Annotated in this window: 17 protein-coding genes; 5 read left to right on the forward strand and 12 right to left on the reverse strand. The window is 68.1% G+C overall.

The genetic code is table 11. The features are described from left to right. Positions 1-87: 87 nt before the first annotated feature. Positions 88-663 (reverse strand): CDP-alcohol phosphatidyltransferase family protein, encoded by a 576-nt coding sequence (locus M3C25_RS06810; RefSeq protein ID WP_259855437.1) that lies wholly within the window; start codon positions 661-663, stop codon positions 88-90. Beyond that, positions 660-1,598 (reverse strand): ABC transporter substrate-binding protein, encoded by a 939-nt coding sequence (locus tag M3C25_RS06815; protein WP_259855438.1) that lies wholly within the window; start codon positions 1,596-1,598, stop codon positions 660-662. Before M3C25_RS06815 ends, M3C25_RS06810 begins: the two co-directional genes overlap by 4 nt. A 339-nt stretch (positions 1,599-1,937) precedes the next feature. Here M3C25_RS06815 and M3C25_RS06820 point away from each other — a divergent pair, with 339 nt between their 5' ends. Next, complete coding sequence (locus M3C25_RS06820; RefSeq protein WP_259855439.1) at positions 1,938-3,254, forward strand: C45 family autoproteolytic acyltransferase/hydrolase; 1,317 nt, start codon at positions 1,938-1,940, stop codon at positions 3,252-3,254. A gap of 90 nt (positions 3,255-3,344) precedes the next feature. Further along, positions 3,345-5,690, forward strand: coding sequence for a thioredoxin domain-containing protein (locus tag M3C25_RS06825; protein ID WP_259855440.1), 2,346 nt, complete (start codon positions 3,345-3,347; stop codon positions 5,688-5,690). A gap of 54 nt (positions 5,691-5,744) precedes the next feature. On the opposite strand, the gene M3C25_RS06830 is transcribed toward M3C25_RS06825, so the two are convergent. From M3C25_RS06830 to M3C25_RS06860, 7 genes are all read right to left on the reverse strand, one after another. Further along, the gene (locus M3C25_RS06830) at positions 5,745-6,545 is read right to left on the reverse strand and encodes a VOC family protein (protein WP_259855441.1); all 801 of its coding nucleotides are present in this window, start codon (positions 6,543-6,545) and stop codon (positions 5,745-5,747) included. An 11-nt stretch (positions 6,546-6,556) separates the two neighbouring features. Continuing rightward, complete coding sequence (locus tag M3C25_RS06835) at positions 6,557-7,036, reverse strand: VOC family protein (RefSeq protein WP_259855442.1); 480 nt, start codon at positions 7,034-7,036, stop codon at positions 6,557-6,559. 41 nt (positions 7,037-7,077) lie between these two features. After that, positions 7,078-7,881, reverse strand: a complete 804-nt coding sequence (locus M3C25_RS06840; protein ID WP_259855443.1) for a VOC family protein — start codon at positions 7,879-7,881, stop codon at positions 7,078-7,080. A gap of 112 nt (positions 7,882-7,993) precedes the next feature. Beyond that, a complete protein-coding gene (locus M3C25_RS06845) occupies positions 7,994-8,719 on the reverse strand; it encodes a helix-turn-helix transcriptional regulator (RefSeq protein WP_259855444.1) in 726 nt (241 codons plus the stop codon). Between the two features lie 118 nt (positions 8,720-8,837). Further along, positions 8,838-9,782 (reverse strand): DUF559 domain-containing protein, encoded by a 945-nt coding sequence (locus M3C25_RS06850; protein ID WP_259855446.1) that lies wholly within the window; start codon positions 9,780-9,782, stop codon positions 8,838-8,840. Between the two features lie 214 nt (positions 9,783-9,996). After that, complete coding sequence (locus tag M3C25_RS06855) at positions 9,997-10,875, reverse strand: class I SAM-dependent methyltransferase (RefSeq protein ID WP_259855447.1); 879 nt, start codon at positions 10,873-10,875, stop codon at positions 9,997-9,999. 99 nt (positions 10,876-10,974) lie between these two features. Beyond that, complete coding sequence (locus M3C25_RS06860) at positions 10,975-12,372, reverse strand: M18 family aminopeptidase (protein ID WP_259855450.1); 1,398 nt, start codon at positions 12,370-12,372, stop codon at positions 10,975-10,977. A 20-nt stretch (positions 12,373-12,392) separates the two neighbouring features. On the opposite strand from M3C25_RS06860, the gene M3C25_RS06865 reads away from it, so the two are divergent. Beyond that, the gene (locus tag M3C25_RS06865) at positions 12,393-13,763 is read left to right on the forward strand and encodes an MFS transporter (RefSeq protein ID WP_259855451.1); all 1,371 of its coding nucleotides are present in this window, start codon (positions 12,393-12,395) and stop codon (positions 13,761-13,763) included. Between the two features lie 74 nt (positions 13,764-13,837). Then, positions 13,838-15,340, forward strand: a complete 1,503-nt coding sequence (locus M3C25_RS06870) for a DUF1684 domain-containing protein (RefSeq protein ID WP_259855452.1) — start codon at positions 13,838-13,840, stop codon at positions 15,338-15,340. 104 nt (positions 15,341-15,444) lie between these two features. Here the strand turns inward: M3C25_RS06870 and M3C25_RS06875 are convergent, their stop codons facing one another. The 3 genes from M3C25_RS06875 to M3C25_RS06885 all read right to left on the reverse strand — a co-directional run bounded on the left by M3C25_RS06875 (position 15,445) and on the right by M3C25_RS06885 (position 18,600). Then, positions 15,445-15,849, reverse strand: coding sequence for a nuclear transport factor 2 family protein (locus M3C25_RS06875; RefSeq protein WP_259855453.1), 405 nt, complete (start codon positions 15,847-15,849; stop codon positions 15,445-15,447). A 200-nt stretch (positions 15,850-16,049) separates the two neighbouring features. Further along, entirely contained in the window at positions 16,050-18,008 is a 1,959-nt protein-coding gene (locus M3C25_RS06880; protein ID WP_259855454.1) for a M13 family metallopeptidase, read from the reverse strand. Positions 18,009-18,084: 76 nt separating this feature from the next. Then, the gene (locus M3C25_RS06885; protein WP_259845368.1) at positions 18,085-18,600 is read right to left on the reverse strand and encodes a mycothiol transferase; all 516 of its coding nucleotides are present in this window, start codon (positions 18,598-18,600) and stop codon (positions 18,085-18,087) included. 122 nt (positions 18,601-18,722) lie between these two features. On the opposite strand from M3C25_RS06885, the gene M3C25_RS06890 reads away from it, so the two are divergent. Beyond that, positions 18,723-19,247: a low molecular weight protein-tyrosine-phosphatase gene (locus M3C25_RS06890; RefSeq protein ID WP_259794085.1), complete on the forward strand. Its 525-nt coding sequence runs from the start codon at positions 18,723-18,725 to the stop codon at positions 19,245-19,247. Positions 19,248-19,341 lie beyond the last annotated feature (94 nt).

The following is a 19,341-nucleotide window of genomic DNA, read 5'->3' on the forward strand; positions in this document are numbered from 1 at the left end:
CTGCTGTCTGGGCGCCTCAGCCGGCCACCGCCTCGGGCCCGGTGAGCACCGCCTCGGGATCGGTGAGCAGCGCCTCGGGCCCGGAACTCAGGCCGCGGGACGCTGCCGGCCGAGCCGGATGAGCATGAACGCGTAGTGGATGCCGGCGGCGAGGTGGAGGACGACGCCAGTGCTCAGCAGCACGAGCGCGATCGGCTCAATCGGGGTGTCAGCCAGCCTCGGGGCGCTGCCGAGCAGCAGCAGCGGCAGCCCGGTCATGATGAGTGCGGTGCGGATCTTGCCCAGCCAGGTGACATGGGAGTCCTGGGTGGCGTGCATGCGGGTCGCGCCGACGAGGCCGAGGCCGAAGTCCGTGAGCACGATGACGAGCAGCATCCACACCGGCAGGATCCCGAAGACCGTCATCGCCGCGCAGATGAACGCGATGCCCAGCCGGTCGGCGACCGGGTCGATGACCGCGCCGACCCGGGAGGCCATGTTCCAGCGGCGGGCGATGAACCCGTCGATCCAGTCCGTCGCCCCGAACACCGCCAGCGCGATGGTTGCAAGGATCCGGTCATCGGGTTCGCGCATGAGCCAGATGACGATCGGGACGAGCACCACCAGCCGGATGACCGAGATCATGTTGGGCAGCGTGAGCACCTCGTGGCGCGTCGGTCTCATGAGGCCAGGTCCTTTTCTGCCAGCCAATCGCGGGCGATCGGCGCGGTCTCGCGGGTTCCGTAGTGGCTGTGCCGGTTGAGCTGCTGGAGTTCGGTGACATCGAGGCGCAGCGTCGCCCGGGCCAGCGCCTCGGTGAAGTGCGGGTGCAGGCTGGGCACCACCAGCGGGGTGACGAGCTGGGCGAGGACAAGCTTGCGCGGATCGGCCAGCACCTGCAGCTCGTCGCTTTCAAGCGCGGGGTCGGCTGCCGGAATGAGCGCCGCCAGCACCTCGCCTGTGGTGAGCATGTCGCGGGCTGCCAGCGTGTCACCGGGGATCGTGTCGATGTACTCGGCTGTGACCCCGTAGGCGTCCTCCAGCCCGCGCGGTCCGTACGGGCGGTGCCGGACGTGGGCGCCGGCGGCGACCTTGACCGGCTCGTCGATGTCGCGCAGCTCGCCGATGTCGACGAGCCGATGCTCCTGACCATACTCGCGGCGGATGACGAAGCACTCATGGTCAGCCGCCTCAGCAGGAGCGAGCACACGCATGTTCGTCGGCAGTGCCGACTGCAGCGCCAGTTGGATCTGGGCGGTGTCGACCTCGCGGATGTCAGGTTTGAAGTACTGCAGCAGGTGCCCGCCGTACTCCGGGAACACCTCGAGTCCGCCGGCCATGAACTGCGGCAGATAGTCCTCCCGCTGACCCAGCTCGAACTTCCGCTCCACCTCCGCGCCGGCGTCCTCGAGCACCTGGGCGAAGATCTCCGCGATGACGATATTCGAGTAGTACGACTGCGATCCCACCCGCACCAGCGTGCCCGGCTCCGGCTTCTCCTCCTGCGGGGCCCGGATGATCGGCTCGGTGAGTCCGCACCCGGACAGCAGAGCCCCAGCTGCCGCCGAGGCGGTGAGTCCGGCTGCGGTCAGAAACCGCCGCCGAGGCAGGGGGACCATGGTCTGGGCACCTGTCCTTTCGTGCCGGGAGGGTGAGGGTGGATGGCTGCCGGGAGGGCTTCGGCATCGAGTCTAGCGAGGGGAGATGGACGCTCGCTGGCCGCATCCCGACAGGGATCGACGCTGGACTGGCGGCATGCGACGCATCGGCTTCCGTCGCCTGCCCGCACCTGCCCGCTTCGACGAACCCAGCGGACAGTGCGCCCGCCAGCTCGTCACCCGCTCCTGAACCGGCCGCGCGGCTGCAGCGGCGCAGGCACATGGCGGCACGCTGGGCCGCCGCACTGCAGCTGAGACGCACCCTTGACCAGGCTCGACGCCCGCTGAAACCATGAGCCTATGGACGCCTCCCTGCCCCTCACCGAACCCCTGACCCCACCTGCCGACGTCGATCCGGCCACGCTCACGATCACCGGCGAGGAGCCTCGGGAGCGGGGCTATGCGCGCGGGCAGGCAGCCGCGGCTGACATCGCCCGCGCTGCGGCCGGGTATTCGGCGCTCTTCACCGCAGGGCAGATCCCGCCCCGGTCTCAGCAGGATGCCGCCGAAGCCTCGCTCACCGCGCTCGAGGCGTGGGATGCCCGTCAGGTCGAGGAGCTGCGCGGGGTGGCCGCCGGTGCCGCCGCAGCCGGCGCGACGTTCGACGGTCAGCCGCTTCAGCTGTGGCATGTGGGCCTGGTCGCCGCCCGCACCGAGATCCTCACCCTGGCTGTCGAACCGACCCCGGAATGCTCGACGATCGCCTACGCCGCACCTGGCCGCACCCTCGGCGTGCAGACCTGGGACTGGCACGCCGAGTTCGCCGGATACTGGCACTACCAGCAGGTCAGCCCATGCGGGGAGACGGGCCTGTCGCACGCCGGGTTCGCCGAATACGGGATGCTCGGAAAGATCGGGCTCAACTCCGCCGGCGTCGGCGTGATGCTCAACATCCTCAAGAACCGCGACGACGCAGCCGGCGGAGTGCCCGTCCACGCGCTGCTCGCCGGGGTGCTCGACCGGGCGCGCAACGTCGAGGAAGCTCTCGACATCATCGACTCCGCCCACACCACCTCGTCCTCGGTCATCACCGTCGTCGGCTGCGATGACGCCGTCATGGTCGAGATCAGCCCGCACGGCACGTCCCGGCTGCGCCACGACAACGAGGTCGTCGCCCTCGACGGTGAGCCGATCGGCCCCGGCGCCCCTGCCCCGAACTCTGGACGGTTCCCGGACGGGCCCGGCGGCGGAGACCGGGGGATCACCGCCAGTGGAGGATTCCTCATCCACACCAACCACTTCATCGCGCCTGATCAGCAGGACGGCGCCCTGCCGCTGTCGGCGACGAGCCACTCCGAGGAGCGCATCAGCCTGCTCGACGAGAGGCTGCGCGGCTTCGCCGCCACCACCTCAGCTGCCGGCGGGCCGCACCCGGGTGCCGACGATCTGCTTACCCTCATGTGCACCGGCGACGGCGATGCTCCGGTGTGCACGAGCGCGGATGTGCACGCGCCGTTCGGACGGCGCACCGCCACTCTCGTCACCGTCGCCATCGACCCGAACGCCGGCACCATCCGGATGTCCCCGGGCAGCCCACGCGAGCTGTTCGGCACCGACGCGCCCGGCGCCTCGGGACCGGCCGAAACCGCACGACAGGAGACGTTCGAGGTCAGGTGAGCGGCAGGCGGTCGTGAGACACTGAAGCTCCGGGACGCCACAGTCCCAGCGACCGGCCGTGACCGGCCGGAGAAGGGAAGGAAGCCCGCTGTGGTCAACAGACTTCGCGACGCCAGCAGCCCGTACCTGCGCCAGCACGCCGACAATCCCGTCGACTGGTGGCCGTGGTGTGCCGAGGCCTTCGACGAGGCCCGGTCCCGCGATGTGCCGGTGCTCGTATCGATCGGCTACTCGACCTGTCACTGGTGCCACGTCATGGCCGCCGAATCCTTCGCCGATCCTGAGACCGCAGCCCAGCTCAACGCCGACTACGTCAGCATCAAGGTCGACCGGGAGGAGCTGCCGACCGTCGACGCCTATTACATGGACGCCCTGCAGGCGATGCGTGGGGCCGGCGGCTGGCCGATGACCGTCATCGCCGACCACGACGGCCGGCCCTTCTTCACCGGCACTTATTTCCCGCCGCGGCCCAGACCCGGCCAGCCGGCCTTCCGTCAGGTGCTCTCGGCGGTGAGCGAAACGTGGAAGACCGAACGCGATCGCGTCGACGGGATCGCCTCCCACCTGACCGATGCGCTGGCGAGCGTGCACGAGAAGGTCGCCGCGAGTCTGCCTGCCGGCACCGCCGCCGAGGCGCCGGGCGCCGAGGAGCTCGCCGCCGCTGTCGAGATGCTCGAGGGGACCTTCGACTCGCGCACCGGCGGATTCGGGCCCGCCCCGAAGTTCCCGCCGCTCATGACGATCATCCAGCTCGTCACCCATGCCGCGCGGGTCGGGGTCGGGGGCGCTGGCGGCGGTGGCGATTCCGGCGGTGATTCCGGAGGCGGAGCCGCGGCTGGCAGTGGGGCGCGGGCGCTGCGCATGGTGCGCACGACCATGTCCCACATCGCCGCCGGCGGCATGCGCGACCAGGTCGAAGGCGGCATCGCCCGCTACAGCGTCGACGGCCAGTGGCATGTGCCGCACTTCGAGAAGATGCTCTACGACAACGCCCTCTACATCCGTGCGACCACCGCCTGGTTCCGGCTCGAGCAGTGGCTGGCCGGCGGGGGAGGAACCGGTGCTCAGCTCGCCTCCCGGTACGCGGCGCTGGCCGCGCGCGAGGCCCGCGAGACCATCGCCTATCTGCGCACCACACTCACGCCCGAGGGCACCTTCGCGGCGGCCATCGACGCCGATTCGCTCGACGACCATGGACGGTCAGTCGAGGGCGCCTACTACACCGTCGCCGCTGCCGACATGCAGGACGCCTTCCCCACCGGCAGCCTTTTCACCGCCAACGGCAGAGTCGAGGGTCGAAGCGTCATCACAGCTCCGGCGATTCTCGATTGGCTCACCGATGACCAGACTGGTCAGACCCCACCGTGGGAGGGCGAGCAGGTTGAAGCCGACCGGCAGCTGCTGCTCGATATGCGCGCCGAGCGGGCCTTCCCGCATGTCGATGACAAGACGGTCACCGAGTGGAACGCACTCGCCGTCACCGCCCTCGCTGAAGCCGCACTCGTCTTCGCCGAACCCGATTACGCTGACACCGCGCGCGAGGTGTTCACCGCCCTGCTGGCCACCGCCGACCTACCGGCCGGCGGGCGGCCGCGCAGCTCTGCAGCCGGCAAGCCGGGGGACAATGCCGGCGGGCTGGCCGACTGGGCTGGCGTGGGCCGGGCCGCGATCGCACTCGAGCTCCTTGACACCGGCCGCCGCCACGCAGTCGGCGACAACCTCGGCATCGCCGTCGCTGCCGCCCGGCACATCCGCTCCCACTTCGTCGATACGAGCAGCGAACCGATGCGCTGCACCGACGGCACTGACCCGGTGATCGGCTTCAGCACCTCCGACCCGGTCGACAACGTCACCCCGGCAGGCCGGACCGCGGCCGCGGAGCTGTTCCTGCTGCTGGCCGAACTCATCGTCCCGGCCATCGGCTGGCGGGAGCCCGGTGCCGGAGAGGCCGGTGACGCCAATGATCGCGAGGGTGATGGGGACGACTGCGACGACCGTTGCAGTGACGGCGACCGCTCCGTCGGCGGAAGCCGGTCTGGGGGAGGCACGCGCGGCGAGCGGGCCGGGACCAGCGGGGAACCGCGGCCGCGCGGCGCCGCAGAGCTCGGCGCTGAGGCCAGCGACATCGTCTACGGGCTGCTGAGCGTCTACCGTCCGCTCATCCAGGAGGCCCCGCGCGGCTGCGGCTGGGCGCTGTACCTGTCTGAACTCCTCGAATCCCGGATGGTGCACGTCACGACCGCCAGCCGCACGCTCGCCGAACGCGCTGCCCGCTATCCGCTCGTCGCCGTCGTTGAGATCGCCGCAGAAGGTCCCGGCGGATCCGTGCCCGAATCAGGGGCCACAGTCTGCCGGGACGCCATCTGCCTGCCGCCGCTGTCCGACGAGCGAGCACTCGCCCGGCAGCTCGACCGGCTCTCCCCGCCGCGCAGCTGAGCGGACCCAGGAGGCGACCACGGCCTCGGAACGAAATCGAAGCCAAGCGGCCGGTCACGGGCCGTTGAGCACGAACTCCGCACCACACGGGTCGGTGACATGGGCGAACGTCCCGAACGGTGTGCTCCCGGTCGCCCCGGTCGTGGCGCCGAGGCGCTCGGCCGCCTCACAGGCGGTCTCGACTTCCGGGGTGTGGAAGTAGGTGAGCCAGCGGGAGGACTGCTCCGGGTCCGGCATCGCCGCCGCGTCGGCGAGTCCGCACACCACCGGGCAGGGCGTGCCGCCGTCCAAGGTGCCGGTCGGAGAGCCGTTGGTGACATAGCGGGCCCCGCCGTGGACGGCGCCGGTGCGATCGACGAGCGCCCAGTCGAAGACGTCGCGGTAGAACTCGGCGGTGGCATCGAAGGCGGTGCTGCGGCACTCGAACCAGGCCGGGGTGCCAGGGGTATGTGGCAGGTCGAAACCGGTGATGGTGCCCGGCTGCCACACGTTGACCGTCGCGCCACCGGGATCGTCGACGAAGATGAGCGCGCCGGTCTCGCCGGGGCTCGGGGCCTCGTGCGGCTGCGCGCCGGCCGCCCGGGCGCACTCGGCGGTGCGAGTGAGGTCATCGGAGCGCAGGTACACCCCGAAGCTGCTCGGCCACGGCTGCCCGGCAGGATCGGTCATCCCGCGGGTGTCGACGAAACCGCCGACAGTGTGGCCGGCAGAGGTGATGATGGAGAACTCGTCGGGCCCGGCCGGTGGTGCGAACTCCCAGCCGAAGAGACGGTGGTAGAAGTCCTGCGAGCGGTCCGGATCCGGTGAGCCGAGGTCGAGCCAGCACGGTGCTCCGGAGCGGAAATCAGCAGTCATGGGCAGTTCTTTCACACGCCCTGACCTGCGGTTTCGAGGGCGCTGATGTCGAGCTTGTGCATCTGCATCATCGCCTGGATCTGCTCATCGGTCCGCATGAGCTCGGACATGTTCGCCGGTACGATCTGCCAGCTGAGGCCGAACCTGTCCTTGCACCAGCCGCACTGTTCGGATTCGGGCACGTGCGACAGCGCGTTCCAGTAGTAGTCGATTTCGTCCTGGTCTTTGCACTGGACGGTGAAGGAGATCGCCTCGGAGAACGTGAACAGCGGCCCGCCGTCGAGGCAGATGAACGAGACCCCGTTGAGGACGAACTCCCCGGTGAGCACTTTGCCCTGCTTGCCGGCGAAGTGCTCACTGAGGGACTCATCGGGGTATTCGGTGATGGAGACGATGCGTGAGTTGGGGAAGACGCTGACGTAGTACTCCATCGCCTCCCTGGCATTCGAGTCGAACCACAGGCATGGGCTGATCGGCAGAATGGTTGACATGATGTTTCCCTATTGTGTTGGGATGGATGCGACCGAGCTGGTCACAGCTCGTTGAGCATGAAGGCGGCCCCCTGCGGGTCGGTGACCTGGCAGAAGCGGCCGAACGGCGACTGGCCGACCTCGCCGGTGGTAGCGCCAAGACGCTGAGCGGTCTCCAGCGTCGCGTCGAGATCCTTCGTGCCGAAGAAGATCGACCACGTCGACTCCTGGAACTCCGGTGGCATAGCGGCGGCGTCGACGAGTCCGCAGACGGCTTCGCACTGGGTGCCGTCGGGCAGCGTCCCGGTGACCGAGCCGTTGGTGGCATAGCGCGGGTTGCCCTCCGGCATGCCGTCCATCTCCACGACGGACCAGTCGAAGACTTCGCGGTAGAAGTCGGCTGAGGCGTCGAAGTCGGTGCTGCGGCATTCGAACCAGACCGGGGTGCCGTGCTTGAGCGGCAACTCGAAACCGGTGAGCTGGTTCGGCTGCCACGCGTTCAGGCCTGCGCCGGACGGATCGGCCATGACGGACATCGAGCCGGCATCGCCTGCCTGCTCATGGTCGATGTAGACGGTGCCGCGTTCGCGGGCCTTCGCGACTGTCGAGGCGAGGTCGTCGGTGTGGAGGTAGACGTCGAAGCGCGTGGGGATCTCGCCGCCTTCCGGGCAGGTCATGCCGGAGACATCCATCAGCCCGCCGACGGTGCTGCCATCTGCGGTGATGAGGTGGTAATGGTTCATTTCGGCGCCGAGGTCGTTGAACTCCCAGCCGAAGATCTCGCGGTAGAAGTCGAGGGAGCCGCTGAGGTGATGGGTTCCGAGGTCGAGCCAGCAGGGAGCGCCGGTGCGGTACTGAGGTGACATGATGCAATCCAATCGCAGTAGGGCCATCGGTCACGGCCTGGTGATGCCAATCTATGGCGGTTCGGTGTGGTGATGTGTGTCCGTTTTTGCGGTCTTGCCGCTCAGCTGCGGATCAGCGCGATGGAGCCAGCATTGGCAGGGCCGGCAGCATGGGGACCGACGGCTGCGGGGCCGGGCCGAAGGTCAGCGTGATGTGCTGGGCTGAGGTCACCGGTTGCCGGTGGACGGCGACGACGGGAGCCGATGGTGCCAGGTGGTCGACCACCTCGGAGGCGGCGTCGACACTGAAGCCGAGCAGCCACGGGGCGCCAGCGCACAGCGGCAGGCGAATGCGCTGCTGACCTCGGCACAGCACACCGGCCAGCGGCAGGCCGATGGGTGCCGGAGTCGGGAACCACCCGATCCACATGAGCGGCGGAAGGCGCAGCCCGGACGGCGGAGCGTCGATGTTGATGGTGACGTGTGCGGCTTTCGGATCCCCGATGGAGAACGGGGCCGGTGAACGGTCGGCGACCTGGTCGGCGAGCGTCCGGAAGGCAGCCGGGCTGGTGCCGACGGCCTCGCGGAACCGGCGGGTGAACGAGGACACGGAGGTGAAGCCGACCTGTGTGCACACGTCGACGACGGCGTTATCGCCGGTCAGCAGCAGGTTCTTGGCGGCGTGGAAGCGCAGCGCAGCGAGGAACCGGCCAGGCGGAGTGCGCGTGGCGGCGGCGAACATGCGGTTGAAGTGGAAGGGACTGTAGCCGAGGTGGTCGGCGATGTCGGCAACGCTGATGTCTTCCGCAAGGTGCTCCATGGCGAAAGCTGCAGCGCGCTTTGCCGTGTCGGTGCTCACATCTGTGACAGTACTCCGTGGGCGGGTGCTTGTCACTGGTGGATTCGGATGGTGGGTGGCCGGGCGGAGAGGTGGCGCGGTCAGCGTGAGCGGGGCCGCTGGGGTTCAGCTGACGCGGTCAGCGTGAGCGGGGCCGGCGCCGGCGGATGAGGGCGGCGCGGACATCGTGGGCGACCCGGCTCATGTCGCTGCGGCGGGTGACCCGGATGACGATCCAGCCGAGCTGCTCGAGTGTCTGCAGGCGAGCGATGTCGCGGTTGTACTGGGCCTCGTCGCCGCGGTGATGATCGCCGTCGTATTCGACCGCGACCTTCTCGTGCCGGTAGGCCATGTCGAGCAGGTAGTAGTAGCCGGTGGCGGGATTCTCGACGCTGACGGAGACCTCGGGTTCGGGCAGGCCGGCGTCGACGAGGCTGAGGCGCAGGCGGGTCTCCTGCGGCGAATCGACTCCGGGCCGGGCGCGGTGGAGCGCGGCGATGGCGAGCTTGCGGCCGGGATAGCGTCGGGTTCCGACGATGAGTTGAGACAGCTGAACGGGTGTGAGCTTGGGTGGGCCGTGCCAGCGGCCGAGCACAGCGTCGAAGCACTGGACGAGTTCGAGGAAGCCGAGCTGGCCGGCGAGGTCGAGAAGGGTCTGTCTGATGGTGGCGAGCCGGAACGTCGCAACCGAGAGGTGCTTGATCGTTCCAACCTGGCGACAGCTGACCCATGGGCGCCTAATAGCTGCGGCCGGTTGTTCAACGCTGACTTCCAGCTGGCTGGGGAGTCCTCGAAGCGGGAGTCCGTGGAGAACCGCCGCAGAGCGTCGAGAGACAACCGCGTGCGGTGCCACGACTGCCAATGCCGTTGCCATCTCGAAGGTGCGATGCCAATCGTCGCCTGCCCAATCGGGGATGTTAAGTTCTGCCGGCCCGTCGGGGTGAACGTAAATGCCCTTGCCGAAGCGCGAAACGAGCTGGCGGCGCCGATACTCGTTGAGGTTCCGTCGGACGAGGTAGCCGTAGTTTGCGTACCGAGGGAGGGTCGCTCTTTTCTTACGCTGGGAGCGGTTTCGCGTGCTCATGAGGACAGCTTCATCGGTTCCAATTGGGATTGGAATGGGCTGGTCGAATCTGTGGATGGCGGCTCTCTAGAGTCCCCGTCGTTGCCTGTCGACATTGACTGCAATATCGAGCGGGCTCAATTCTGCAGTCAACGACTATGTTTTGCCCGATTCATAGCCGTTGAGTGCTGAATCCATGAGCGAGCTTTTGGTAGTCAGCGAGTCCCGCCGAAATCTACTCCGGCCGGTGCCCGATTCCTACGAGTGTGCTCGTGTTGAGCGAGGTGAATCCATCGCGGTTCAGGCCCGCGAGGAAGCCTGACCGGACCTCCTCAACCTGCTCACCGCTCATCCCGGAGAACATGCTGCGGAACCCTGACCCGGTGATGACCAGCCAGGCAAGCTCGTCATCGAGCTCCAGGCTCCGCTCCTGCACGGTGACGCTCACATCGGTCAGGCCTAGACCTTCCATCCACGGGCCGAAGGCGTCCTGGGTGTCGATCTGGTCGAAGCTGAGTTCGGTCTTCTGACCGGCGTCGTCCGCGTGGGCGGCGGTGCCTTCACCGCCGCGCCTCTCATCCTCTCGGACAGACTTCGCGTCCGCAGGGTCGGGCAGCTTCTCGTCTCTCACCCGCTGGATCGAGCTGAAGGCCCGCATGCCGATGTCGGCCATGACCCCGTGATCCCACACAGACAGCATCAGTCGCCCACCCGGCCGCAACCGGTTCACCAGCTGGCGCGACCCAGCTGTGAAGTCCGGGAAGAACATGATTCCGAGGACGCACTGCACGAGGTCGTACTCACCCGGTTGCCCAAACGCCAGTACATCAGCCTGGTGTGTGCGCACCTGTCCCAGCCCGAGCTCGCCTGCCCGCTGGCGAAGCACATCGAGCAGACCGCCAGCGAGGTCGACGGCATCGACTTGGCCACCCGCTCCCACAGCAGCGGCTGCCGGCAGTGCTGAGGAGCCGATCCCGGAGCATGCGTCGAGAACCCGCTCACCGGGTTGGGGGTCGGCGGCCGCGACGGCGTCTGCGCCGATGCGATCCCACAGGTGCGGAGCGAGGCGGGAGTAGTCAGCGGCGGCGTCGGTGAAGTGCTGCGAGTCGACCATGGTCGCACTGTAGAACCAGGCCGCCGCCGGCGCTAATGCGCCGACTGGCATATGTGGCGCCGGAGTGCCGCCGCCTCAGCAGCCTCAGCAGCCGCCGCCTCAGGCTCCGCCCAGGTAGGCGTGCGCGACGTGGAACATGTCGTGCACGTCGGTGATAGCGCACATCTCGCGTGCCGAGTGCATGCTCCACAGCCCGATGCCGATGTCGACGGTCGTCATGCCCAGCCGGGTTGCGGTCAGCGGCCCGATCGTCGAACCGCACGGCATCGAGTTGTTCGACACGAACTCCTGGTAGGCGACGTCAGCAGCATCGCAGGCGGCGGCGAACCGGGCGGTGCCGATCGCATCGGTGGCATAGCGCTGCTGGGCGTTGATCTTCAGCAGCGGCCCGGCGCCCAGGCGCGGTCGGTTGACCGGGTCGTGGCGCTCGGGGAAGTTCGGGTGCACACCGTGCCCGGTGTCGGCGGAGAAGCAGATGGAAGACGCCATCGAGCGCAGGTACGCCTCTCGACCCACCGTCGCGCCACCGCCGCCACCGTCACCATCCCCGGCAACCGCGGCGACGATCCGCTCGGTGACGTCGGCGAGGAACGGCCCGCAGGCACCCGAGCGGGTGTTGGAGCCGACCTCCTCATGGTCGAAGGCGGCCAGCAGCGGGATCTCGCTGATCTCAGCCGGGTCGATGAGTGCCAGCGCGCTCATCCCGGCATGCACGGATGACAGGTTGTCGAGGCGGGGGCTGGCGAGGAACTCGTCGTGCAGACCGAAGGTCACCGGTTCCTGCGCAGCGATCGTGACGATATCGAATCCGGCGACATCGGCGGCCTTGACCCCGGCTGAGGCGGCGAGCACCTCGAGCACGTCGGTGCTCTGAAGTCCGTCGGCTGCCCGCAGCAGCCCGGTGAGATCCTCCAGGCCGATGACCGGCTGCAGGTGGCGCTGCTTGTCGAGGGAGAGCTTCTGGTTGACCTCACGGTCGAGGTGGATCGCCAGCTGCGGGATCCGGGCGATCGGCTTCGTGCGCGCGAGCACCGTCTGCCCATCACGGGTCACGAGCCGCCCGGCGAGGCTGAGCTCCCGGTCGAGCCACGAGTTCAGCAGCGGCCCGCCGTAGATCTCGACGCCGATCTGCAGTGCACCCTCAGTCGTGAACCCCGGGTTGGGCTTGAGCTTGAAAGCCGGGGAGTCGGTGTGCGTGCCGAACACCCGGAACACCGGAGCCGAGGCGCCGCCCGCCTTCCCAGCACCACCACCAGTAGCACCACCGGCACCACCCTCGGGCATCACCCAGGCGATCGCCGCGCCGTCGCGCACCACGACGTACTTCCCGCCTGCGCACAGCTGCCAGGCTTCGGCCTCGTTCAGCTCACTGAACCCGGCTGCGACGAGCCGCTCGCGCACATTGGCCGCCGCGTGGAACGACGACGGGGAGGCATAGACGAAGGAGGACAGGTCGGCAGCAACGGTGCTCGGCGCAGATTCAGTCGTGATGGTCATACGTAGTAGCGTAGTCAATCGTGCTCTCGGTTCTCATGCGCCTTTTCGGCTGGACCTACATCCCGATCTCCGTCATCGCCAAGCTCCCCTTCGCGATGTCGGTCGTCGCTGTGCTCACAGCCGTCGCCGCCACCCGCGAGAGCTACACCCTGGCCGGTTCGACCGCCGCGCTCGTCGGCCTCGGCACCGCGATCTCCGGCCCCCTCATCGGCGCAGCCGCCGACCGCTGGGGCCAGCGCATCGTCCTCATCGTCACCGCGCTCGCCAACGCCGCCGCTCTCTTCGGGCTTGCCGTCGCCCTCCGCCTGGAGGTCACCACCCCGGTCGTGCTCGCCGCCGGCATGGCGATCGGCCTCACCAGCCCGCAGGCCTCGTCGATGGTGCGCACCCGCTGGCTCTACGCCATCCGCGCAACGCTCACCGGCACCAATGCCCGCAAAGTCACCTCGAAGGTGCTGTCGTATGAGTCGATGACCGATGAGCTCGTCTTCGTATTCGGCCCGGTCATCGTCGGCATCGTCGCCGTCGCCTTGGGCGTCGTCGTCCCGCTCGACTTCGCCGCCGTGCTCACCGGCCTCGGCGTCCTCGCCTTCGCCGTCCACCCCTCGGTGCGCTTCACCACCGGCCACGCCCGCCAGCCCGCTTCTGCCCCCGAGGCGGTCTCCGCTTCCGAGGTGGCCGGCGCCTCCCAGCCGGACCCCGCCTCCCCGTCGTGCGCCGAAGCCGGTCCGCAGTCCGACACTGCTGCCCAGCCCGCACCCGCCGAGCCGGCACTCACTGAGCCGACACGCCCGGCCCCGGTTCGCGAGATCTACCGCCTCATCGTCCTCGTCCCGGTGTTCGGCATGACGAGCATCGGCGTGTTCTTCGGCGCCTCGCTGACCTCGCTGAGCAATTTCATGGAGCGCTTCGGCCAGGCCGATGCCGCCGGCATCTACTACGGCATCATGGGCGTCGGCTCAGCGATCCTCGCGCTCTCAGTCGTCCTGCTGCCGGAGCGCTTCACCTTCACCGCCCGCTGGCTCGTCTTCGGCTCGCTTGCCCTGGCCGGCTCGATCGTCATGCACTTCGTCTCTGCCCCGCTCGACGTGGTGCTGCCGCTGGTCATCATGGGCTGCGGCATCGGCCCGGCACTCGTGACGCTGTACTCGATCGCCTCCGACGTCGCCCCGTTCGGCCGCACCACCACCGTCATGGCGATGATGTCGACCGGCGTCGTCGTCGGCCAGTCCGGCTCCTCAGCGCTCACCGGCGTCATCATCGACCGGTTCAGCTACTACGAGGGCTTCCACATGATCACCGTCGCCACTGCGCTGCTCGTCTGTCTGGGCGGTGTGCAGCTGCTGGCAAACCAGTCCGAGCACCGCCGCCGCAGCACCCGCATCGCCTAGGATAGGACTAGCCGCCAGCCCGATCGGCTGACGGCCGCTGACCGCGCACCCCCTATGCGAGTTCGAGGAGCCCTGTGGACCAGTACAGTGCCGAGTGGCAGGCGTGGCATGACGCCCGCATCTCCGATCTCGCCACCCCGTTCGGGTGGCTGAGTGTCACTGGACTCACGTGGCTGACGTCGTCTCAACCGGTCACCTGGCCCGAGGCGCCGGGCACCTTCACCGTTGACGGCGACTGGGTGCACTTCACCTTGGCTGACGGGGTGTCCGCCGGCCCGAGCAAGGCCGCGCTCGAGGTCATGAGCCGTCCGGCCGGGGAGCGCTCCGACGGAGATGCCGCCCATGATTCGATTCCAGCGCGGGCCTCCCACCCCTCCGCCGAGGTGCGGGTCGACTCTTCGGAATCGATGTCGGCCAGGCTCGATGATGGGGAGTCGCTCAACTGGTTCGTCGTCGACCACATCACCTATGAGCTCATCCGCCGCGACGGGAACTACGGGATCCGCCGGCGGGACTCGAAGGCTCCGCTGCTGCAGCGCTTCATCGACATCCCGGCCTTCCCGCTCAAGCAGGACTGGATCGTCTCCGGTGTCTTCACCCCGTACCCCGGACCGGAGCAGCGCCGCATCGCCACCGCCTGCCCGGGCCTGGAGCTCGACGAGCAGCTCACGGGCGAGGTCCGGTTCACACTGTGCGATGTCGAGTATGTGCTCAAGACCTCCGGCAGCCCGGACAAGGGCCTGCACATCAACTTCCACGACTACACCAACGGCCGCACGACTGCGACCTGGCGGCGCCTCAACCTCGGTCTGCCCGACGCACAGGGCCACGTCATCATCGACTTCAACCGCACGATCAACTACCCGTTCGCGTTCATCCCGCACGCCACCTGCCCCGCCCCGGTGCCGGAAAACGTGTTGCCGGTCGAGCTGCAGGCCGGTGAGCGGCTGCCGACCCAGACGCTGTCGGACTCCGGGATCAACACGCCGCTGCTGTTCATCGACCTGTCACCGGAGATCGAGATCGGCGGGGTCATCGACCTGTGGACCGAGCTCGGCCTCGACGTCACTCTCGTCAACCGCGACGAGCCGCTGCCGCCGCTGCCCGGCTTCGCTGCCCTCGTTGTCTTCTGCTGGGGCTGTACGAGCGACATCCGCACTGAACTCATCGCCGAGATCGTCGAAATGGTCTCCGACGCGATGGCCACCCGGATCCCGGTCGTCGCCGTCGGCACCGCCACTGAGATGCTCACCACCGCAGCACTCGACGGCCCGCTGACCGCCGGGCGGATCACCTTCGAGAAGACCGCCGACAGCCTTGGGCCGATCCCGCTGGCTGTCACCGACACCGTCGCTGAGGATCGGCTGTTCCGCAACAACATCTCCCGCCTCGACCCTGACGGTGTCGGCTACATCGTCATCGACCGTGCTGAGGGTGAAGAGCTGCCGGCCGGGCTCAACGGCGACGCGGACCGTGAGGAGGCCCGCCGCGAGGCGCAGCGGACCTTCGGCGCTCATGAGGTCGCCTGGCGCGATCTGGCTGAGCGCTTCGCGCGTCTCCTGCACACCACCATGTGACAGCTCCTGCCAATACCTTCTGCCAGTACTGACGGGCCCCGGCATCAGCGGTTGACCAGCTGGTGGAATCGCAGTGGATCGCAGGGCTGGACTCTGAGAGACCGTCAGGGGCCTGGTTGTACTCCTGTACGGGAACGGTTCTGCTCCTGCGCGGGAACGGGTGTCTGCTGGTAGAGCGCGAGTCGCCACGCGCCGTCGCATCGGGTGTAGACACCGGACATCAGCGCGATGAAGCTGGGCTCGTCCTCCGCGCGGTAGGCGCGACCGGTGTAGATGAGGATCGCGTGATCGTCGCTGTGGGCGAGGAGACTCGCGTCGGTGATGTCGTAGGTTCGCCACGGCGGCGCATCGTTCAGGGAGTCGATGACCGCCTGCCGGTCGAGGATCTGGCCGTGGGCGAGGACCATGATGCCGTCGCTGGTCATGATCCGTCCGTAGAAGTCCGCGCCATTGCTCTCGCAGAGGGACTTCCATCCTTGGTGTTCGAGTTCGAGCAGTTCGCTGAGCATGATGGCGGGCTCCTTCGCTTCGCGCGGTTCCAGCCTGCCGCCGGATTGTGCGACAGAACGATGACATGACAGACCGATGGTGCGACAGAATCCGGCCCGCGATGCGCGGACCGGATTCGGTCGGGTTCGAGATCAGCAGCCTGCGGCCGCCTGACGCGCAGCCTTCGGGAGCCTGCCGCGCCGCCGCCGCAGACTCAGTCTCACACCCAGATGTGGACGCGCTCCTCCGGCGGCAGGTACATCGGGTCGCCCTCGCTGACGTCGAAGGCCTCGGTGAAGGCGTCGATGTTCTTGACCACCTGGTTGCAGCGGAACTCCTCGGGCGAGTGCGGGTCGATGCTGAGCCGGCGCAGCCGCTCCTCCTTGCGCATCTTGATCCGCCAGGCCTTCGCCCAGGCATAGAAGAACTGCTGCTTCTCCTCGGTGGTGACCTCGCGGCCCTCGTCTGCTGCGGCGATCGTCAGTGCTTTGTACGCGATCGACAGCCCGCCGACGTCGCCGATGTTCTCCCCGATCGTCAGTGCGCCGTTGACGGTGTGCTTGGATTCGAATCCAGCGGGCACGAGCACATCGAACTGGTCGATGAGGGAGCGGGTGCGCTCCTCGAAGCGATGCCGGTCCTCAGCGGTCCACCAGTCGACGAGGTTTCCGGTGCCGTCGTAGCGGGAGCCCTGGTCGTCGAAACCGTGACCGATCTCGTGGCCGATGACCGCACCGATCGCGCCGAAGTTCACGGCATCCGGGGCGTCGACGTCGAAGAACGGCGGCTGCAGGATCGCCGCAGGGAAGACGATCTCGTTCATCACCGGATGGTAGTAGGCGTTGACCGTCTGCGGGGTCATGAGCCATTCGGTGCGGTCGATCTCCTCACCGATCCGCCCGACGTGCCGGTCATGCTCAGCCTCGGCGGAACGGCGGATGTTGCCGAGCAGGTCATCGGCGCGGATCTCGGCCGGGTACTCCCGCCACACATCCGGGTAGCCGACCTTCGGCGTGAACTGAGAGAGCTTCCTCAGCGCCCGCGCCTTCGTCTCCACACCCATCCAGTCGAGGCTCTTGATCGAGGACTCGTAGGCGCGGATGAGTTTGTCGACCAGCTCGCTGATCGCCTCCTTCGCCTCCGGCGGGAACTCTTGTGCGACGTAGAGCTTGCCGACAGCCTCACCGAGCAGTCCCTCCACGAGGCTGACGCCGCGCTTCCAGCGCTCGCGCAGCTGCGGAGTGCCCGAGAGCGTCCGGCCGAAGAAGTCGAAGTTCTCCTCGACGATCTCATCGCCCAGCGCACTGGCCGAGGCGTTGAGCAGGGCGAACATCATCCAGGCGCGCAGCACCCCGACTGGCGTGTCGGCCCACACCCGGCCGGCGCCGGTGAGGAAGGAGGGCTGGCTGACGATGAGGTAGTCGGCGTGCTCGATGCCGGCTCCGGCCCGCCAGGCGTTGAGGTCGAAGCCGCGGACCAGGTCGGCGACCTCGGGCACGGTGAACCGGTTGTAGGTCTTTTCCGCGTCACGATTGGTGACCCGGTCCCAGTGGTGTTCGGCGATCGCGGTCTCGAAGTCGAGGATCTTTTCAGCCAGTTCCTCACCGGTCATCCCGGTGTGCTCCTGCAGCCCAGCCAGATCCGACATCTTCGCGATGTGGGCGCGGAACTTCTCGCGCAGCTCGGCGTTCTCCTCCCCGCGGTAGTACGACTCATCGGGCAGATGCAGGCCCGACTGCACGATGTACATCGCGTAGACGTCGGAGTCCATGGCATCGGCGCTGACGAATCCGCCGAGCAACCCGCCGCAGCCTTCGCGGTCGAGTTCGCCCATGAGCCGGGCGAGCTCGCTGTGATCGGCAGCAGCCTTGATCCGCTCGAAGCCCTCGGCAAGTGGGGTCACGCCGAGCTTGTTGATCTGCTCGGTGTCCATGAACGAGGTGAACAGGTCGGCGATCTTCGCCTCCTCGCTGCCCGGGGCGGGAGACGCGTCGGCGAGCCCGGTGATGAGGTCGCGGACCTTCTCCTCGGCGGCGTCGTAGAGTTCGCGCATCGCCCCGTCGCCGGCGCGGTCGTCGGGAATCTCGAACGAGTCGATCCAGGCGCCGTTGACATGGCGGAAGAGGTCGTGTGATGCAGCGACATCCGGGTCGCCGTGGGGCAGGGAGATCTCAGTCATAGTCCCAACCTATCGCCTGCGCGCCCGGTTGCGGTCGGTCGGAACCAGAATTCCCGTTCCCGAGGCGCCGGCTGGGTTATGGACGTGGGGCATCCCATCCGAGTGCGCCCCGGATGAACGCCGCCTGCCCGGCATGCTGGGCGGCATCGTCGATGATCGACACGAGCCGCACTCCGTGGGTGATCGGCTGGCCGTCGTATTCGTCGATGACATCGTCGAGGTCAGCGACATCGAGACCGCGCAGATAGGCGGCCATCTCATCCTCGACAGCAGCCAGGTAGTCGCCGAGCACCTCCGGATCGTCGATGCGGATCCCGGCGGCCTCCTCGGCGCTCTGCCCGAGCCCGAACCCCTCAGCCGGCAGCCCGAGGCGAGCATGGAAGGACTGCTCGGTCCACACCTCGGGAGCGGACGTCAGCGCTGCCAGCTGGACGTCGGCCTCGCGGCCGGTGTGCCACAGCAGCCAGGCGATCGAGTTCGTGCCGTCGGCGAGGTGGGCGTTGAGGTCGTCGGTGCTGATCCCGTCGAGAACCTGCCGGCAGACCTCGAAGGGGCGGGTGAGCATATCGTGAAGCACGGCAACGGCATCCATGGCATCCTCCTTCAACTCACCGGGCGGCGGGCACCGGTGGTCTCGAGTCTAGGCGCCGGGGCGGACAACCGGCAGGGGCCTGGGTCGCTAGAGTGGAGGCGCCACCAGAGACGGGAGGATCCATGAGCGCACAGGCAGACAGCAGGCAGGCGACGGAGACCGGTGAGGTGAGCATCGTGTTCGTGTGCACCGGAAACATCTGCCGTTCGGCGATGGCCGAGCGGATCGCAGCCGCCGAACTGTCCGACCTGCCCGTGCACATCGACTCGGCCGGGATCAGCGACGAGGAGCACGGCAACCCGATCGACCCGCGAGCCGCCCGCGTGCTCACCGAGCGCGGGTACGACACCGCAGGACACGCCGCCCGCCAGCTGACACCGGACTGGCTGGCCTCCCGCGACATCGCGATCGTCATGACCGAACGCCACCGGCAGGCCACCGAACGGCTGCTGGAATCCGTGCCCGAGGCGGAGCGCCCCGAGGTGCGGATGCTCCGGTCCTATGACCCGGCCTGTGCCGGCGCCTCGGGTGCGGATCTCGACGTCTTCGACCCGTGGTACGGCGACCAGGCCGGCTTCTACGAGACCTACGACATGATCACCGCAGCCCTGCCGGGCATCCGCGCGGCCGTCGAGGAACGCCGCTGATCGTAGCCAAGTCGTGATGGACTGCACCCCCATATGCAGGCAGCAGCCAGGTCGATGGTGGATAATGAGGGCGCGAGTCCGCCCTGATTGGAGT

Origin of the sequence: Brevibacterium luteolum (genome assembly GCF_025147615.1) — a bacterium.
In the GTDB taxonomy this organism is placed as follows: Bacteria; Actinomycetota; Actinomycetes; order Actinomycetales; family Brevibacteriaceae; genus Brevibacterium; species Brevibacterium luteolum.

What these genes read in the sequence shown, in the direction of transcription:
- M3C25_RS06815 (WP_259855438.1), bottom strand. Translation starts at nt 1,598, where the DNA reads ATGGTCCCCCTGCCTCGGCGGCGGTTTCTGACCGCAGCCGGACTCACC.
- M3C25_RS06860 (WP_259855450.1), bottom strand. Translation starts at nt 12,372, where the DNA reads ATGACCATCACGACTGAATCTGCGCCGAGCACCGTTGCTGCCGACCTG.
- M3C25_RS06820 (WP_259855439.1), top strand. Translation starts at nt 1,938, where the DNA reads ATGGACGCCTCCCTGCCCCTCACCGAACCCCTGACCCCACCTGCCGAC.
- M3C25_RS06890 (WP_259794085.1), top strand. Translation starts at nt 18,723, where the DNA reads ATGAGCGCACAGGCAGACAGCAGGCAGGCGACGGAGACCGGTGAGGTG.
- M3C25_RS06810 (WP_259855437.1), bottom strand. Translation starts at nt 663, where the DNA reads ATGAGACCGACGCGCCACGAGGTGCTCACGCTGCCCAACATGATCTCG.
- M3C25_RS06855 (WP_259855447.1), bottom strand. Translation starts at nt 10,875, where the DNA reads ATGGTCGACTCGCAGCACTTCACCGACGCCGCCGCTGACTACTCCCGC.
- M3C25_RS06880 (WP_259855454.1), bottom strand. Translation starts at nt 18,008, where the DNA reads ATGACTGAGATCTCCCTGCCCCACGGCGACCCGGATGTCGCTGCATCA.
- M3C25_RS06830 (WP_259855441.1), bottom strand. Translation starts at nt 6,545, where the DNA reads ATGACTGCTGATTTCCGCTCCGGAGCACCGTGCTGGCTCGACCTCGGC.
- M3C25_RS06885 (WP_259845368.1), bottom strand. Translation starts at nt 18,600, where the DNA reads ATGGATGCCGTTGCCGTGCTTCACGATATGCTCACCCGCCCCTTCGAG.
- M3C25_RS06835 (WP_259855442.1), bottom strand. Translation starts at nt 7,036, where the DNA reads ATGTCAACCATTCTGCCGATCAGCCCATGCCTGTGGTTCGACTCGAAT.
- M3C25_RS06875 (WP_259855453.1), bottom strand. Translation starts at nt 15,849, where the DNA reads ATGCTCAGCGAACTGCTCGAACTCGAACACCAAGGATGGAAGTCCCTC.
- M3C25_RS06840 (WP_259855443.1), bottom strand. Translation starts at nt 7,881, where the DNA reads ATGTCACCTCAGTACCGCACCGGCGCTCCCTGCTGGCTCGACCTCGGA.
- M3C25_RS06850 (WP_259855446.1), bottom strand. Translation starts at nt 9,782, where the DNA reads ATGAGCACGCGAAACCGCTCCCAGCGTAAGAAAAGAGCGACCCTCCCT.